Origin of the sequence: Endozoicomonas sp. ALE010, assembly GCF_049310165.1 — a bacterium.
Classification (GTDB): Bacteria; Pseudomonadota; Gammaproteobacteria; order Pseudomonadales; family Endozoicomonadaceae; genus Endozoicomonas.
In genome coordinates this window covers 1-18227 of sequence record NZ_JBLYNV010000043.1, presented here as the reverse complement: position 1 = coordinate 18227, position 18227 = coordinate 1, and the positions used below count along the sequence as shown (strand labels likewise).

Genomic DNA, 18227 nt, shown 5'->3' with positions numbered 1-18227 from the left:
ACCGCCGGGGGATAGTGCGAATTACCGAAATCCATAAGAATTTAACAAGTTACAACACCCCAGCGTTGAACAACAGGTCATAAAGTAGACTACTGTCCAAAAAAATACCCGGTGCTGACCGGGTATTTTTTATGGCAAAAACGAAAATCAGGCAAATTGCCGCTGTTCGCCACTGCCTTCTACGTTTGCAACACAGCGGCCGCAAAGCTCCGGATGTTCGGCAATGGTGCCAACATCTTCACGGCGATGCCAGCAACGCTCGCACTTCTTGTGTCCGGCCTTCTCAACCAGCACTTTGAGTCCTGCCAGTTCAGTTGCCGCAGCATCACCCGCATCAGCCAGAGGCTTAACGGTAGCTGCAGAGGTAATCAGCACAAACCGCAACTCATTACCCAGACGGTTCAGTTTTTCTGTCAGCGCCTCATCGGCAAACAGAGTCACTTCCGCTTCCAGAGAGCCACCGATGGTTCCAGCCACACGGGCATCTTCGAGGGCTTTGTTCACTGCCGTCTTCACGTCCAGAATCGTATTCCAGAACTCACGGCCAAGTTCATCACCTTCCAGACTGTTCAGCCCCTCGTACCAGGTTTCCAGGAAAACCGATGCACCACGCTGCCCGGGCATCGCTTCCCAGATTTCGTCGGCGGTAAAGCTGGTGATGGGTGCCATCCAGCGGACAAAGGCCTCGATGATACGGTACATCGCCGTTTGACAGCTGCGACGGGCCAGACTGTCCTGTGCAGTGGTGTACTGACGGTCCTTGATGATATCCAGATAGAAACCACCCAGATCCAGTGAGCAGAAATTGTGAACTTTCTGGTAGACCGAAAGGAAGTTGTAGCTGTTGTACGCATCCACCACTTCATTTTGCAGTCTCAGGGTACGATCCACAGCCCACTTATCCAGTGACAGCATATCCTCCCAGGCAACCGCATCGGTTTCTGGGTTGAAACCGGTCAGGTTGGACAACAGGAAGCGTGCGGTATTACGAATACGACGATAGCTGTCTGCCGTGCGCTTGAGGATATCATCAGAAACGGTCATTTCTGAGGTGTAGTCTGTGGCAGAGACCCAGAGACGCAGAATATCCGCCCCCAGAGACTTGAAGACCTTCTGGGGAGCAATCACATTACCCAGCGACTTGGACATCTTCCGACCATTGGCATCCACGGTAAAGCCATGGGTCAGCAGGCCTTTGTAGGGCGGCACGCCATGCATGGCAATACTGGTTTTCAGGGACGACTGGAACCAGCCACGGTGCTGGTCAGAACCTTCCAGATAGAGGTCTGCGGGGAATTGCAGCCCATCACGTCGCTCGATCACCGAATAGTGAGTAACACCGGAATCAAACCAGACATCCAGCGTATCGGTCACTTTTACATAGTGCTCAGCATCTTCAGCACCGAGCATATCCACAGGTTCCAGATCAAACCAGGCGTCCATCCCCTCCTGTTCAACTTTCAGTGCGACTTGTTCAATCAGTGCCTGAGTTTCCGGATGCAGCTCTTCGGTCTCTTTGTGGATAAACAGCGCAATCGGCACACCCCAGGTACGCTGACGGGAGATACACCAGTCCGGGCTCTGGCCCAGCATGGCTTCCATCCGGTTACGGCCCCACTCAGGGGTAAACACGACACCTTTCAGGGAATCCATGGCGGTATCCAGCAGGTGTTCTTTGGTCATGCTGATAAACCACTGGGGCGTGGCACGGAAAATCAGTGGTGTTTTGGTACGCCAGCAGTGAGGGTAGCTGTGCGTCAATTTCTCCTGAGCCAGCAGTCGGCCTTTCTCAACCAGAACCTCAACCACTTCCGGGTCAACCTTGTAAACGTGCTCACCGGCAAACAGTTCTACGTTGGCACGGTAATAACCACTGTCGTCCAGATAGTTCAGGGTACCGATGCCGTAGTGACGCCCCACATTAAAGTCATCAACACCGTGGTCAGGTGCCGTATGAACATTACCGGTACCCGCGTCAATGGTGACGTGGTCACCCAGTATCAGCGGCAGTTCCCGGTCATAGAATGGATGGGCAACTTTCTTGTGTTCAAACGCTGCGCCCTTTGCCCGGGCAATGATCGTGCAGTCTTCAATGCCATAACGCTGCATGGCACTGGCTACAAGGGCTTCAGCCAGAACCAGACGGGCAGGTTCACCATTCACCTGGCACTGCACCAGGGCGTAATCCAGATCGCCGCCCATGCTGACCGCCTGGGAGGATGGCAGGGTCCATGGTGTTGTCGTCCAGATAACGACGGCTACCTCACCTTCACCCTGCCCTTTTGGGGATTCAAAAGTAAACGCACTTAATAGATCAGCTTCATCAAGCGCTGCATAACGCACGTCAATCTGGGTAGAGGTTTTATCCTGATACTCAACTTCTGCTTCCGCCAGGGCAGAGCCACCGACAACACTCCAGTAAACCGGCTTATAGCCTTTAACCAGATGACCATTGGCAGCAATTTTGCCCAGAGAACGGATGATGTCAGCTTCAGTCTGGAAATTCATGGTCAGGTATGGCTTATCCCAGTCGCCAAACACCCCCATGCGCTTGAAGTCTTCACGCTGGCCATCCACCTGCTTGGCGGCGTATTCACGGCACTTTTTGCGGAAGGTTTTGAAATCCACTTTATCCCCGGCCTTGCCGAGCATACCTTCGACCTTATGCTCAATCGGCAGACCATGGCAATCCCAGCCGGGAACGTAAGGGGCATCATAGCCATCAAGTGTTTTGGCTTTAACGATAATATCCTTCAGGATCTTGTTAACGGCATGGCCGATGTGGATATCACCATTGGCATAGGGAGGGCCATCATGGAGAATAAACTTTTCCCGTCCCTGGCTGATCTTGCGAATTTCTTCGTAGAGATCCATGTCATACCAGCGCTTGAGCATTTGTGGCTCACGCTGGGCCAAGTTGCCGCGCATCGGAAAATCGGTCTGCGGCAAATTCAATGTATGCTTGTAGTCGGACATAGTTGTTTACCGGAACCTCTACGGACTATTCATCACAGCTATTTATTTAAAAAGCTTGCGGGTTATTTAAAAAAGCTTGCGGGCTGTTTCAATATCATTGGCAATCGCTGCCCGCAAGGCTTCAAGCGATTCAAATTTCTGTTCATCCCTGATCTTTTCAACAAACTCTACCCGCAGGGTCTGATCATACAGATCTCCCTTGAAGTCGAGCATGTGGACTTCAAGCAGCGGTTTAACGCCGGATACCGATGGCCTGACGCCCAGGTTGGCAACCGCATTAAAACGATGACCATCCACCAGTGTACGAACAGCAAACACACCCCGCAAAGGCAGACGTCGACGACATACCCTGATGTTCGCCGTAGGGAAGCCCAGGGTTCTGCCCAGCTGCTGCCCCTTTACTACCCGGCCAATCATGGTAAATGGTCTGCCCAGCATATGTTCCGCTTCGGCAAACTTATTTTCCGCCAGCGCATCACGAATGCGGGTACTGCTGATACGCCCCTGCTGCATCAATACGGTCTGGGTATCACAGACTTCAAAACCGTAGCGCTCACCCATCCGTTCCAGATGGGTAAAATCGCCTTTGCGGTCACAGCCGTAGCGAAAGTCGTCACCCACAATCAGGTAGCGAATATCCAAACCTTCAACCAGTGCCCGAAAGACAAAATCATCAGCACTGAGGCTGCGCAGCCGGTCATTAAACGGCAGACAGAGCACCTGGTCCACATGATTTTCCGCCAGCAGCGCCAGCTTCTCCCGCAGGCTGGACAGCCTCGCGGGTGCAGCATCCACCTGAAAATACTCTCTGGGCTGGGGCTCAAAGGTGATAACGCATACCCTGGCGTCCAACTCAAACGCCTGTTGTTTCAGGGCCTCAAGAATGGTTCTGTGGCCCACATGCACACCATCAAAATTACCGATGGTGGCCACGCATCTCTGATGTTCTGGCCTGATATTGTGCAACCCGCGGATCAACTGCATGGAGGGGCTCGGACTCCCTTACTTCCTGTATTCAACCATTGTTGAAAAAATGTTGACGATGAAGCCGGGCAGTATACCCCAGCAGGTTCCACGGGTCACTGAGCACGCAACGAAACGTCAACAGGCCCTAATGCCTGAATTGCCCCGGCCTGATACCACTGAGTAAAAGCACACCGATGTAAACCGCCAATCCGGACAGGACCAGCAGGCCAGTCTGGGATACTCGCTCCCATAGTGACCAGGCCAGCCATTGTTCAATATCTTTGGCCAGCCAGATCAGCGTTGCCGCCATCGCCAGGTTAGCAACCACCAGCCGGGCGAAATAAACCAGCCAGCCACTGGCAGGCTGATAAACCCCGGACCGTTGCAAACCACGATACAGCAAGCCCGCATTCAGAAAAGCCGACAGAGTTGTGGCCAGTGCCAGCCCGGCATGTTGCAGGGGGAATACCAGAATCAGGTTAAACACCATATTCGCAACCATCGCGATAATGGCAATTTTTACCGGTGTTTTGGTGTCCTGGCGGGCAAAATAACCCGGTGCCAGCACTTTGATCAACATAAAAGCAATCAAACCAAGGGAGTAGGCCTGCAAACTCATGGCGGACATCAACACATCACGGTCCGTCATCTCGCCATAGTCAAACAGGGTCGCGATTAATGGCCCGGCCAGAATGAACAGCGCAACGGCCGCCGGCACACCAATCAGCAGTACCAGACGAATAGCCCAATCCAGTGTTCTGGAGAAATGCCCACCGTCTGCTTCTGCGTGTTTGGTGGAGAGGCTGGGCAGAATCACCGTGGCAATGGCGATACCAAACACGCCCAGTGGCAGCTCGGATAAGCGGTCAGAGTAATACAGCCAGGAGACACTGCCGGTTTGCAGGAAAGAGGCCAGCACCGTATCCAGCAGCAGGTTGATCTGACTGACAGAAACCCCAAACAGCGCCGGCACCATCAGTGTCATGATTCTACGGCTGCCCTCATGCTGAACGCCCCATTTGGGCATGGGCAGAAGGCGAATCTGCAAAAGAAAGGGCATCTGCAGTAACAGCTGGGAAATGCCCGCAATCGCTACGCCCCAGGCCAGTGCCATCACCGGCTGATCAAAATAGGGTGTTAGCAGAAGTGTTGAACCAATCAAACTCAGATTCAGCAACACGGGAGTAAATGCCGGTACCGCAAAGCGTCCATAGGTATTCAGGATTGAGCCCGACAGAGCTGTTAGTGAAATCAACAGCAGGTAGGGAAAGGTGATCCGCAGCATGTCACCGGCAAGCGCCAGTTTTGCCGGTTCATTGATAAAGCCAGGCGCAAACAGCCGGATCAATATCGGAGCCGCCAGAACACCCACAACCGTCACCAGCAGCAATATCCCCGCCAGGGTTCCACTTACGCGACTGACCAGTTCGCGCACATCGTCAAAGCTTCGTTTAGAACGATATTCCGACAGCACCGGCACAAAAGCCTGAGAAAACGCCCCTTCAGCAAACAGGCGACGAAGAAAATTCGGGATTTTGAACGCCACAAAAAAGGCATCCGCTGAGGCTGTCGAACCAAAGTAGCCAGCAACCACCACATCCCTGGCCAGACCCAGTACCCGGGAAAGCATGGTCATTATCCCCACCACCAGGCTGGATCTCAGCAATCCGGATTTTTTCGGTTCAGGCTGATTGGCTGGCGGGCTGTTATCGGAATCACTCATGGTGCAATTGAATGTAAAAGCATAAGAATAAACAGCCAATCATATCCAAGGTAATTGCGATTGCCACATATATTGTGAAAATCGCCGGTTTTGCCCAAAAACAGTGTCACCTCCCGGACCGTCAAAAAACACCACAGTCCGGTAGATTTAAAGCCCTGCAGGCAGTATGCCGTATTGACAAGACCGGCCTGAGTCGGCATAGTTCGGCGGCTAAATAGCCTTGAGCCAGATACAGCCTTGAGCCAGGTATAGCCCTGAGCTGGATACAGCCCTGAGCTAAATGAAAGTGGGATATGGGCTGACAATGTCTTACCCGGGCCATTGCCAGTAACTGCGGCAAACAACCTATTCCATGCAGGGTGCCCCAAAGCCGCCCTGAGACAACCCGAACGAAATTGAATTTCCAGGAGCACCGAAATGGCAAACTCTCCTTCTGCACGCAAGCGCGCCCGTCAGGCTGAAAACCGTCGTCAGCACAACGCCAGCCTGCGTTCCATGGTTCGCACTTCTATCAAGAAGGTGATCAAGGCGATCGACACCAGAGACGTTGAAGCCGCTAAAGCTGCCTTCACTGCAGCGGTACCTGTGATCGACCGCATGGCCGACAAGGGCATCATCCACAAGAACAAGGCTGCTCGTCACAAGAGCCGTCTGAACGCTCAGATCAAGGCCCTGGCAACTGCCTGAGCCTCGCTGAGACAGACAACCACTGCGCGTTGTCAGGATACAAAAAAACCGGCCTTTGCCGGTTTTTTTGTATCTATACGATCAAGACGCAAGCACCATATTATCCCGATGCAGCAACTCAGGCTCTCGCTGATAGCCAAGTAACGCCTTAATCTGATGACTGGGCTTGCCAATAATGCGTTCCGCTTCACTGGCACCGTAATTGATCAACCCACGAGCCACTTCATTGCCGTTTTCATCCAGGCAGGTAACCATCTCACCACGCTGGAAGCGGCCTCTCAGCGCCTTTACCCCTACCGGCAACAGGCTTTTACCCTGCTCCTTCAGTACCCGGACAGCACCGGCATCCAGCACCAGTTCACCAGCGGTTTTCAGATGCCCCTGGAGCCACTGCTTGCGTGCCGCCATTGGCTCCTGATCCGGAAGCAGCAAGGTACCCAGCTCTTCACCGGCAAACACCCGGGTAATCACATTGTCTGCACGGCCACCAACAATCACCGTCGCACAGCCGGACGCAGCTGCCTGGCGGGATGCGCGCAACTTGGTCTGCATGCCTCCGCGCCCCAGGCGACCACTGCCACCACCCGCCATGGCATCCAGGGACTCATCCCCGGCACGCACTTCATGCATCAGCCTGGCATCAGGGTTGGTTCTTGGGTCGGCGGTAAACAGGCCATCCTGATCCGTCAGAATCACCAGAACATCCGCTTCCACCTGGTTCGCCACCAGCGCTGCCAGCGTATCGTTATCGCCAAAGCGAAGTTCGTCAGTCACAACCGTGTCATTTTCATTGATGACCGGTACCACCCCCATTTCCAACAGGGTTTTCAGGGTACTCCGGGCATTCAGGTAACGTCGGCGATTACTGTGGTCATCGTGAGTCAACAGTACCTGTGCCGGCTGCCGCGGCCTGCAGCTGATGCAACGCTGTTGGCCGCTCCATCCAGCCCAGCCTTTCCATGCCTGCCGCAACCGCACCGGAAGAGACCAGCACAACCTCCACGCCCTGATCACGCAGCTGGCACATCTGCGTCACCCAGGCGTCCATACGATCAAGATCCAGGCCCTGACCTTCATTGGTTAACAGCGCACTGCCAATTTTGATCACCCAGCGCCGGGCTGCCTGCAAGCGGTTGCGTTCACTCATACGTAGAAGACCTCGACATCGTGATCGTCATCATCATCGTCGTCATCGTTATCCGCCGCTTTTTTTGCCGCCCGACGAGCACGACGCTCTTCGGCCAGCTCCCGCATACGCATGCGCGCCTCAGATTCCATCTTGCTCAGCTGCTCTTCTTCCTGTCTGGCCAGCTCTTCATCTTCACTTTGTTCCAGCGCGCGCTCTTCGATAAAGCTCATGATGTTCTGACAAAGAATCCCGGTGCCCAGACCAGCAATAGCGGATGTCTGGTAAACAGGGCCGGTCCAGTTCAGCTCCTTGATAATATGCTGGCAGACAGCTTCGCGCTGATCGTCGGGCAGCAAATCGACTTTATTCAACACCAGCCAGCGATCCCGGTTCGCCAGGGTTTCACTGAACTGTTCTAACTCATGAATAATTGCCTTGGCAGACTCCGCCGGATCGGTGTCATCATAAGGTGCCACATCAACAAGGTGCAGCAGAATACGGCATCGGGCCAAATGCTTGAGGAAACGAATACCGAGGCCAGCACCCTCAGCAGCGCCCTCAATCAGACCGGGAATATCGGCAATAACAAAGCCACGATGACGATCCACCGCCACCACGCCCAAATTTGGAACCAAGGTAGTAAATGGATAATCAGCCACCTTTGGCCGAGCCTGGGATACGGCACGAATAAACGTAGACTTGCCCGCATTGGGCATACCGAGCAGGCCTACATCGGCAATCACCTTAAGCTCAAGGCGCAGATCCCGGCGCTCGCCTTCAGAACCCGGGCAGGTCTGTCTCGGCGCACGGTTAACACTGGATTTGTAACGGGTATTCCCCAACCCGTGAAAGCCACCCTGGGCGACCTTGACGCGCTCACCAACATGGGTCAGATCGCAGATAACCTCTTCCGTCTCGTTATCCACAACCGTGGTGCCCACCGGCACTTTCAGCTCGATATCCGTACCTTTGGCACCGGTACAGTTACGGCCACGACCCGGCTCACCGTTCTGTGCCTGGTAGTGCTTCTGGTAGCGGTAATCCACCAGGGTATTCAGGTCGTTGTCAGCAATCACATAGATGCTGCCACCATCACCACCGTCGCCACCATCGGGGCCACCTTTTTCAATAAATTTTTCACGGCGAAAGCTCAGGCAGCCATTACCACCTTTACCCGCCTGAACCGTGATTGTCGCTTCATCTACAAACTTCATTGCGCCACTCTCCTGCAACCATAATTGCAGCGTAACCAGTCATCTGCCAATGCCTGCAGGTAAACCCTTAATAGATGTCAGGGCTTACCTGTAGGCACTGTCCGGTCAATAGATAAACAAAAGCCCCGCGATAGCGGGGCTTTCAGGGTGAGCCGTCAGCAATCATCAGATAATCACTGACAGCCCGAACGCCATTATGCAGCAGCTACGCTGACATACTTGCGCTTTTTAGGACCCTTCACTTCAAACACGACTTTACCGTCGGCCTTGGCGAACAGGGTGTGGTCCTTACCGATGCCTACGTTAGCACCAGCGTGGAACTTGGTACCACGCTGACGAACGATGATGGCACCCGCCTGGATAGCCTGACCACCAAAGATTTTGACACCAAGGCGTTTACTTTCTGAATCGCGACCGTTGCGGGTACTACCGCCAGCTTTTTTGTGAGCCATCTTGCTCTCCTTTTATCCCGGACCTGCCGCCAGCTACCACACCAGAGACCGTCCTTAGAAGTAATCAACAGGTTAAAAAAACCTGTCAGCAATAATTAACCGGCAATTCCGGTGATCTTCAGCTCAGTGAACCACTGACGATGGCCCATCTGCTTGCGGTGATGCTTACGACGCTTGAACTTGATGATCTTGATTTTTGGACCACGGCCGTGGCTGATAACTTCAGCAGTAACCTTGGCACCTTCAACCACTGGAGCACCAACTTTCAGTTCTTCGCCATTGGCGATCAGCAGAACGTCGTTGATTTCCAGACTTTCGCCAGCGGCGTTGCTCAGTTTTTCTACCTTCAGGATTTCTCCTTCGGTAACGCGGTACTGCTTACCACCAGTTCTGATAACTGCGTACATGATTTGATCTCCGAAAATCCTTAAGAGCCTCTTTGTCAAAGGCATCCACCGGCCCTGGAAAGGCATGGTGGAATTTTTAGCTATCTAAAAACCACTTCTTTTGCAGCTGACAGCTATTAAAGAAGCTGATGGCTATTAAAGAAGCTGATGGCTCCAACAAGACCAGTACGGCCTTTCAGTTACCATCAGGGATGGGCGGCACCTCATGAGCTGAAGGGCAGCTGAAACCAGCTATTAATCAGCAATCCATGACAAAGCGGCACACCGCACCGGATTCTCAGATAGGGGCGCAAATTTTAAGGGAGTCAAGCCTCACTGGCAAGACCTGTTGGCATTTTATCCTGCCCTGCCCGGTGAAAGGGGTCAGCAGGTCTGCTGCCTGTTTCACTGAAATAAGTAGGCACCCCGCAAAGACCCTGTATTAATGCCTTCATCACCGGCTGCTATTGACAGTTGCAGTAGCACTAAATACGATGCCCAATTTCGCCCCACCAAATAAGCCAGATGCCGGACAAACAACAAGCCTCTTTTCAGATCGCAGTCCACGACGATTTCCGCAGGGTGAACGAGTGCATTCACGATCAATTGCACTCTGACGTCGCCCTGGTCAGCAAAATCAGTGAATACATCATTAAGTCCGGTGGCAAGCGGCTACGCCCATTGCTGGTACTGCTGACTGCCCGGGCCTGTGGTTACAATGACTGCAACCACGTACCACTGGCCGCCATTATTGAATTCCTGCACACTGCCACCCTGCTGCATGACGACGTGGTGGATCAGTCAGACATGCGCCGCGGCAGAGACACGGCGAATGCCCTGTGGGGCAACGCGCCCAGCGTTCTGGTGGGTGATTTTCTCTATTCCCGCGCATTCCAGATGATGGTAGGGCTGGAGAGCTTCAAGCTGCTGCATATTCTGGCGGACGCCACCAATGTCATTGCCGAGGGTGAGGTTATGCAGCTGATGAACATCAATGATGCTGATGTTACCGAAGATGACTACATGGAAGTCATCCGCTGCAAAACCGCCATGCTGTTCCAGGCCTCCAGCCAGACGGCCGCTGTGCTGAGCAAAGCCAGCCCGGAACTGGAAAAAGATATGGCTAACTACGGTAATTACCTCGGCATTGCCTTCCAGCTGGTGGATGATCTGCTGGACTATGAGGGCGATACGGAAACCATGGGTAAAAACCTCGGGGATGATCTGGCAGAAGGCAAACCGACATTACCGCTGATTTACACCCTGAAACATGGCACCAGTGAACAAAAGGCGCTGGTAAGGGAAGCGATTGAGCAAGGCGGCCGGGACAATATTGCAGCCGTTGTGGAAGCGGTTCGCAGCTGTGGAGCACTTCAGTACACTGCGGCTAAAGCCCGGGAATACACAGCCAAAGCAAAACGTTGCCTGAACTTATTGCCAGAAGGCAAGTATCGCAGTGCTATGGCGGACCTTGCGGACTTCGCGGTTGTCAGAAGCTGTTAATCAGCATTTGTTTTAAGGCGAACCCTTGCAAGCGAAGGGGCCGGTATTTTGTGAATACCGGCCCTTTTTTTAGGGCTGGACCAAAGGCAGGTTCACCGCAGTCTCCAGAAATATCTAACCGCGGTTTTCAGGATTGGTGTCGCATTCCAACGAAAGCAATCCCAGCAGCCATGGCTCAGGGGTGATCAACTGCTGAAGTCAGGTCAATGCAAGCCATTAACATGCAACTTTTCCACTATTTTGCAATCGAATATGTCCAAAACAAATATGACATTGGACAAATTCATGCTTTCGTTAAATACAGAAATCAACTCAATACTTTTCCAACCCTGGCAACCAGATACTGCTTCTGAAAAGCCACCAATACCAACGGTTGCCCATCAGCCGGAATATATTGAATTGCCCGGGGTTCATTGTTACGAGGAACTGGAAACCCATGCTGCCTTTCCTGAGATAAAAACCCGTTTCCTGAATGATATTGAGGAGATGAAACAACTGGTACACCCCTACGTTAATCATGAATACGATATATCAATAGATATTTTTTATGAGAAACTGGAATCACCGCCTGAATATCTTAAAAACAGCCTGCTCACCCTGTATCGTGAGACACGCTTCCAGATTCGACAGTTAGTCATGCAACTCAGGGATCAACAGCACGATCCAAATATTGACAACCAAAATTACATTGCCGGGGTACTTCATGAGTGCCTGAACGACATTCAGGAGTGCCCTCCCGGTATTCACGGCCGCTTTACCAAGAGTTTTCTTAATTTGGAAGCCTCCCGGGGAGGGCTGGGCGGGAAGCTCTTCAATGTCAGGAGTGAGCTGTTTGATCAATTTATCCAGTCTTTCCTGCTTGAGCTGCAACGGGAGAGGTTGGTTGATATATCACCAGACATAGAGATTCACTGGGTTCACAGCTTGCACAATCTTTTCTGTGAGCCTCTGGGGCTTCCCTATTTCGTTGACCCACTGGCACCGACCCATCTGGGTGATGACCTTACCCGGCGATTTCTTGCGGCTGCACCACTGTCAGTCAATGCCTGTACCATCCTGCGTAAACTCTCGTCCGGGTGGTCTGACCAGCTCAGTGCAACCCTGCAAAAACTGGGCGTACAGACATGGGAAACCGACGTTATTGCCCCCTTTGAACTGACTTCAGAGAGAACGGGGACGCTTGAAAGCGCACTCTTTAAACCGGTCAATCATCTACTGCAAACAAGCGGAGAACAGTCCCTTGATCTCAGGGCCGTCATCGAAGAAACTGGCGATGGCAACTATTACCTTGGGCGGTATCGGGAAAAGTTACTGGCCTGGGTGGCCAGCCATTTCTGTGAATCATCGGCCCGGGTGTTCGCCACTATTCCTGCCGGTGTCGATTCGGCCTGGCATATCGGCACCATCAACCAGCTTTTCTTCTGGGTATTTAATCATGACCAGTACTTGCCGACGGGGCTGGCGTGTACTTTTAATGCGAATAATCACACCTCGCTGACATTGCCTCATTTAATCTCCATTGACTTCTCAACCTGGCCTGAAACCACCATTTATGCCCTGCTCACCCAGGCAATGGAGCAAACCGATAAGGCCCGGCATATTGCCTCGTTTTTCCTGCAACACACCACCATCGAACAACTTGGTAAAATACCAGCGATGGTGACCAGGGCACTTGCCAACCAACTCAGTGACAAGCTGATTAAACACGATAACACTTTTAAAGAAACGTTATACCAATGTGTAGTTGATCATTTTGCCCCTATTACAACGTTCATTCCACCAGGCATTACTCCAGGCATTGCTCCGCGCGTACTGGACTGGCTGATCGATACACCGCTGCTGAAGCCGGTCTTATTGAAACTTCAACAAAAGGGAATAGATGTATTGTCAATCACATCATGCCTGGCCAGCTGGCAGGTCTCTGATTTTTCCCACGAGGATATGAAAAAGTTACTGACACCCCATGATTGCCAGCGACTGTTCAAACAGGCTCTTATTCTGAGGCAGGTCGAAACCCTGTCCAATCTTCTGTTAACCGGTCATTGTGATCAATTGACCAGTATCGTGAACAATGATCTGGACACCCCCCTGGCGTGCTTTGCAAGCTCCGGTAATTTGCCTGGATTGGAATACCTGTTGAAACCGGGCAACCCGCAGGTTAGCCAGAAAAATATCCATGGCTCGACGCCCCTGCACATCGCTGCCGAAAACGGGCACGTAGCGTTCGTCAGGGCGTTACTGACCATTCACGGCATTGACGTCAATGTGAAGAATAACAATGGCGTGACCCCCCTGTACTATGCTGCCTTGAGAGGTCACGCAGAGTGCGTCACGGAGTTGTTGAACACCACAGGCATTGACGTCAATGTGACACATAACGATAGCTTGACGCCCTTGCACGGTGCTGCCTCAGAAGGCCACGTAGTGTGTGTCAGGGCGTTATTGACCGCCGATGGCATTGACGTCAATGTGCAGAATGACGATGGCTATACGCCCCTGTACTGTGCTGTCGCAGAAGGCCACGCAGAGTGCATCAAGGAATTACTGTCCGCCGACGGCATTGACGTCAATGTTAAGTGCTTCTATGGCTATACGCCCCTGTACTGCGCTGTTGTAGAAGACTTCGCAGAGTGCATCAAGGTATTACTGACTGCTGACGACATTGACGTCAATTTGACTTCGTCTTCAGGCATGACGCCCCTGAGCTGCGCTGCCCAATCTGGCTATACAGACTGCATCATGGTGTTATTGAACGCCAAAGGCATTGACGTCAATATGGCACTACCTGGGCACCTTACGCCCCTGCAGTGGGCTGCCATAGGCGACAACGTAGAGTGCGTCCTGCTGTTATTGAACGCCAAGGGCATTGACGTCAATGTGAAAACAATCAAGGGTCTCACACCTCTGCACTGCGCTGCCGAATTTGGCCGGGCAGGGTCTATCAAAGCGTTACTTACAGCTCCCGGCATTGACATTAGTGTAAAAAGCAGCGACGGCTTGACGCCCCGGGACACCGCTCGCAAAAAAGGCCATGCAGAGTGCGAAAAACTGCTGATTCCACTTTTTCCTGACCCGGGACTTGGCTCTGGTAATTGATTAGCCCGGACTGAGTAAAATGATGAAGTTATTCCGGGACAAATTCAAAGGGGGGGGGTGAGGGAGCACATTTATGAAATATTCGGGTCAGGGTCGGCAGTTCCCGGTTTATTCGTTACCTGTTTTTCCCACGCCAATATCACCATATTCATTTTAATAGCTAAAAATTCAATAATTAATGCAAGCCATTAATATGCAACTTTTCCACTATTTTGCAATCAAATATGTCCAAAACAAATAGGACATGGACAAATTCATGCTTTCGTTAAATACAGAAATCAACTCAATACTTTTCCAACCTTGGCAACCAGATACAGTTTCTGAAAAGCCACCAATACCAACGGTTGTCCAGCAGCCAGAATATATTGAATTGCCCGGGGTTCATTGTTACGAGGAACTGGAAACCCATGCCGCCTTTCCTGAGATAAAAACCCGTTTCCTGAATGATATTGAGGAGATGAAACAACTGGTACACCCCTACGTTAATGATCAATACGATACATCAATAGATATTTTTCACGAGAAACTGGAATCACCGCCTGAACATCTTAAAAACATCCTGCTCACCCAGTATCGTGAGACACGCTTCCAGATTCGACAGTTAGTCATGCAACTCAGGGATCAACAACACGATCCAAATGTTGACAGCGAGAATTACATCGCCGGGATACTTCATGACTGCCTGAGCGACATTCAGGAGTGCGCTCCCGTTATTCACGACCGCTTTACCCTGAGTTTTCTTAATTTGGAAGCCTTACGGGGAGGGCTGGGCGGGAAGCTCTTCAATGTCAGGAGTGAGCTGTTTGATCAATTTATCCAGTCTTTCCTGCTTGAGCTGCAACGGGAGAGGTTGGTTGATATACCACCAGGCATGGAGGTTCACTGGAAGCACAGTTTGCACAATCTTTTCTGTGAGCATCTGGGGCTTCCCCATATCGTTGACACTTCGGCACCGACCCATCTGGGTGATGACCTTACCCGGCGATTTCTTGCGGCTGCATCACTGTCAGTCAATGCCTGTACCATCCTGCGTCAACTCTCGTCCGGGTGGTCTGACCAGCTCAGTGCAACCCTGCAAAAACTGGGTGTACAGGTATGGGAAACCGACGTTATTGCCCCCTTTGAACTGACTTCAGAGAGAATGGGGACGCTTGAAAGCGCACTCTTTAAACCGGTCAATCATTTACTGCAAACAGGCGGAGAACAGTCCCTTGATCTCAGGACCGTCATCGAAGAAACTGGCGATGGCAACTATTACCTTGGCCGGTACCGGGAAAAGTTACTGGCCTGGGTGGCCAACCATTTCTGTGAATCATCGGCCAAGGTGTTCGCCACTATTCCTGCAGGTGTCGATTCGGCCTGGTATATCGGCACCATCAACCAGCTTTTCTTCTGGGTATTTAATCATGACCAGTACTTGCCGACGGGGCTGGCGTGTACTTTTAATGCGAATAATCACACCTCGCTGACATTGCCGCATTTAATGTCCATTGACTTCTCAACCTGGCCTGAAACCACCATTTATGCCCTGCTCACCCAGGCAATGGAGCAAACCGATAAGGCCCGTCATATTGCCTCGTTTTTCCTGCAACACACCACCATCGAACAGCTTGGTAAAATACCAGCGATGGTGACCAGGGCGCTTGCCAACCAACTCAGTGAGAAGCTGATTAAGCACGATGACACTTTTAAAGAAACGTTATACAAATGTGTAGTTGATCATTTTACCTCTGTTACAACGTTCATTACTCCCGGCATTTCTCCAGGCATTGCTCCACGCGTACTGGACTGGCTGATCGATACACCGCTGCTGAAGCCGGTCTTATTGAGACTTCAACAACAGGGAATAAATGTGTTGTCAATCTCATCACGCCTGGCCAGCTGGCAGGTCTCTGATTTTTCCCACGAGGATATGAAAAAGTTACTGACACCCCATGATTGCCAGCGACTGTTCAAACAGGCCCTTATTCTGGGGCAGTCAGAAACCCTGTCCAATCTTTTGTTAACCGGTCATTGTGATCCATTGACCAGCTTCTTGAACGATGATCTGGACACCCCCCTGGCGTGCTTTGCAAGTTCCGGTAATTTGCCTGCATTGGAATACCTGCTGAAACCAGGCAACCCGCAGGTTAACCGGAAAAATATCCATGGCTCGACGCCCCTGCACATCGCTGCCGAAAAAGGGCACGTGGCGTTCGTCAGGGCGTTACTGACCATCGACGGCATTGACGTCAATGTGAAGAGTAACGATGGCTTTACGCCCCTGCACTGTGCTGCCTCAGAAGGCCACGTAGTGTGTGTCACGGAGTTGTTGAACACCACAGGCATTGACATCAATGTAAAAAATAACGATGGCTTGACACCCCTGCACTATGCTGCCTCAGGCTACGTAGTGTGTGTCAGGGCGTTATTGGCCGCCGACGGCATTGACGTCAATGTGCAGAATGACGATGGCTTTACGCCCCTGTACTGCGCTGTCGTAGAAGGACATGCAGAGTGCATCAGGGAATTACTGTCCGCCGACGGCATTGACGTCAATGTTAAGTCTGTCGATGGCAATACGCCCCTGTTCTGTGCTGTTATAAAAGACTTCCCAGAGTGCATCATGGCATTACTGACCGCCGCCGACATTGACGTCAATGTGAGGTCTGACGCAGGCATACCCCTGAACTCGGCTGCCGCGGCAGGTAAGGCAGAGTGCATCTCGGCGTTATTGACCGATGACCGCATTGACGTCAATGTGATATCTGACGAAGGCTTCACGCCCCTGAGTTCCGCTGCCCAATCTGGCCATACAGACTGCGTCATGCTGTTATTGAACGCCAAAGGCATTGACGTCAATATGGCACGACCTGGGGGCTTTACGGCCCTGCACTGGGCCGCCATAGAAGACAACGTAGAGTGCATCGCGCTTTTATTGAACGCCACAGGCATTGACGTCAATGTGAAAACACTCAAGGGTTTCACGCCCCTGTACTGCGCTGCCAAATTTGGCCATGCAGAGTCCATCAAAGCGCTACTTAAAGCTCCCGGCATTAACATCAGTATAAAAAGTAACCGTGGCTTGACGCCCCGGGACGCCGCCCGCAAAGAAGGCCATGCAGAGTGCGAAAGACTGCTGATTAACCCTTTTCCAGATCCAGGACTCAGCTCAGGTAATTAAGTAGTTAACCAAATGAAATCGTATTTTCTGACTAAGTGGGCAGTCACTCTGCGGCGTTACAACTACGGTCACATAGCTACGGCTATGCTCCCTACGTTGTGCCTTGCATAGTAACTGCCCACTTAGCCAGAAATATACGATTCCATTTGGCCAACTACTTAATAGCTATCCAAAATAAATTCTGACATTGGATAAATTCATGCTTTCGTTAAATACAGAAGTTAACTCAGTACTTTTCCAACCCTGGCAACCAGATACCGCTTCTGAAAAGCCACCAATACCAACGGTTGCCCAGCAGCCAGAATATATTGAATTGCCCGGGGTTCACTGTTACGAGGAACTGGAAAACCATGCCGCCTTTCCTGAGATAAAAACCCGTTTCCTGAATGATATTAAGGAGATGAAACAACTGGTACAGCCCTACGTTAATCATCAATACGATTCATCAATAGATATTTTTCACGAGAAACTGGAATCACCGCCTCAATATCTTAAAAACAGCCTGCTCGCCCTGTATCGTGAGACACGCTTCCAGATTCGACAGTTAGTCATGCAACTCAGGGATCAACAACACGATGCAAATGTTGACAACCAGAATTACATCGCAGGGATACTTCATGACTGCCTGAGCGACATTCAGGAGTGCGCTCCCGGTATTCACGGCCGCTTTACCCAGAGTTTTCTTAATTTGGAAGCCTCCCGGGGAGGGCTGGGCGGGAAGCTCTTCAATGTCAGGAGTGAGCTGTTTGATCAATTTGTCCAGTCTTTCCTGCTTGAGCTGCAACGGGATAGGTTGGTTGATATACCATCAGACGTGGAGGTTCACTGGAAGCACAGCTTACACAATCTTTTCTGTGAGCCTCTGGGGCTTCCCTATTTCGTTGACCCACTGGCACCGACCCATCTGGGTGATGACCTTACCCGGCGATTTC

At 51.7% G+C, this 18227-nt stretch carries 11 protein-coding genes and 1 pseudogene; 5 read left to right on the top strand and 7 right to left on the bottom strand.

Annotation, left to right across the window (positions count from 1 at the left end; genetic code table 11):
- Positions 1-147: 147 nt before the first annotated feature.
- From ileS to murJ, 3 genes are all read right to left on the bottom strand, one after another.
- On the bottom strand, positions 148-2976 hold the full coding sequence (gene ileS / locus ACO6UY_RS16595; protein ID WP_422490680.1) for an isoleucine--tRNA ligase: 2829 nt from the start codon (positions 2974-2976) through the stop codon (positions 148-150).
- Between the two features lie 66 nt (positions 2977-3042).
- A complete protein-coding gene (ribF, locus tag ACO6UY_RS16590) occupies positions 3043-3960 on the bottom strand; it encodes a bifunctional riboflavin kinase/FAD synthetase (RefSeq protein ID WP_422446863.1) in 918 nt (305 codons plus the stop codon).
- 127 nt (positions 3961-4087) lie between these two features.
- A complete protein-coding gene (murJ, locus tag ACO6UY_RS16585) occupies positions 4088-5665 on the bottom strand; it encodes a murein biosynthesis integral membrane protein MurJ (protein ID WP_422462827.1) in 1578 nt (525 codons plus the stop codon).
- A 417-nt stretch (positions 5666-6082) separates the two neighbouring features.
- Between murJ and rpsT the strand changes: the two genes are divergently transcribed.
- A complete protein-coding gene (rpsT, locus tag ACO6UY_RS16580; RefSeq protein ID WP_101748329.1) occupies positions 6083-6352 on the top strand; it encodes a 30S ribosomal protein S20 in 270 nt (89 codons plus the stop codon).
- 81 nt (positions 6353-6433) lie between these two features.
- Here the strand turns inward: rpsT and proB are convergent.
- The 4 genes and pseudogenes from proB to rplU all read right to left on the bottom strand — a co-directional run bounded on the left by proB (position 6434) and on the right by rplU (position 9554).
- A pseudogene (gene proB / locus ACO6UY_RS16575) lies at positions 6434-7499 on the bottom strand (glutamate 5-kinase).
- Positions 7496-8695, bottom strand: coding sequence for an Obg family GTPase CgtA (cgtA, locus tag ACO6UY_RS16570; protein WP_422490678.1), 1200 nt, complete (start codon positions 8693-8695; stop codon positions 7496-7498). The pseudogene proB and the gene cgtA overlap by 4 nt, the downstream one beginning before the upstream one ends.
- Before the next feature lie 194 nt (positions 8696-8889).
- Positions 8890-9147, bottom strand: a complete 258-nt coding sequence (gene rpmA, locus ACO6UY_RS16565; protein ID WP_020581555.1) for a 50S ribosomal protein L27 — start codon at positions 9145-9147, stop codon at positions 8890-8892.
- 95 nt (positions 9148-9242) lie between these two features.
- Positions 9243-9554: a 50S ribosomal protein L21 gene (gene rplU, locus ACO6UY_RS16560; protein ID WP_101748326.1), complete on the bottom strand. Its 312-nt coding sequence runs from the start codon at positions 9552-9554 to the stop codon at positions 9243-9245.
- Positions 9555-10058: 504 nt separating this feature from the next.
- Here rplU and ispB point away from each other — a divergent pair.
- The 4 genes from ispB to ACO6UY_RS16540 form a co-directional block, all read left to right on the top strand.
- A complete protein-coding gene (gene ispB, locus ACO6UY_RS16555; protein WP_422446870.1) occupies positions 10059-11036 on the top strand; it encodes an octaprenyl diphosphate synthase in 978 nt (325 codons plus the stop codon).
- Between the two features lie 285 nt (positions 11037-11321).
- Positions 11322-14132, top strand: coding sequence for an ankyrin repeat domain-containing protein (locus tag ACO6UY_RS16550; protein ID WP_422490676.1), 2811 nt, complete (start codon positions 11322-11324; stop codon positions 14130-14132).
- A 256-nt stretch (positions 14133-14388) separates the two neighbouring features.
- Positions 14389-17295 (top strand): ankyrin repeat domain-containing protein, encoded by a 2907-nt coding sequence (locus ACO6UY_RS16545; RefSeq protein ID WP_422463906.1) that lies wholly within the window; start codon positions 14389-14391, stop codon positions 17293-17295.
- 199 nt (positions 17296-17494) lie between these two features.
- Positions 17495-18227: hypothetical protein (locus tag ACO6UY_RS16540; RefSeq protein ID WP_422490674.1), on the top strand; the 733-nt coding region annotated here is incomplete at its 3' end.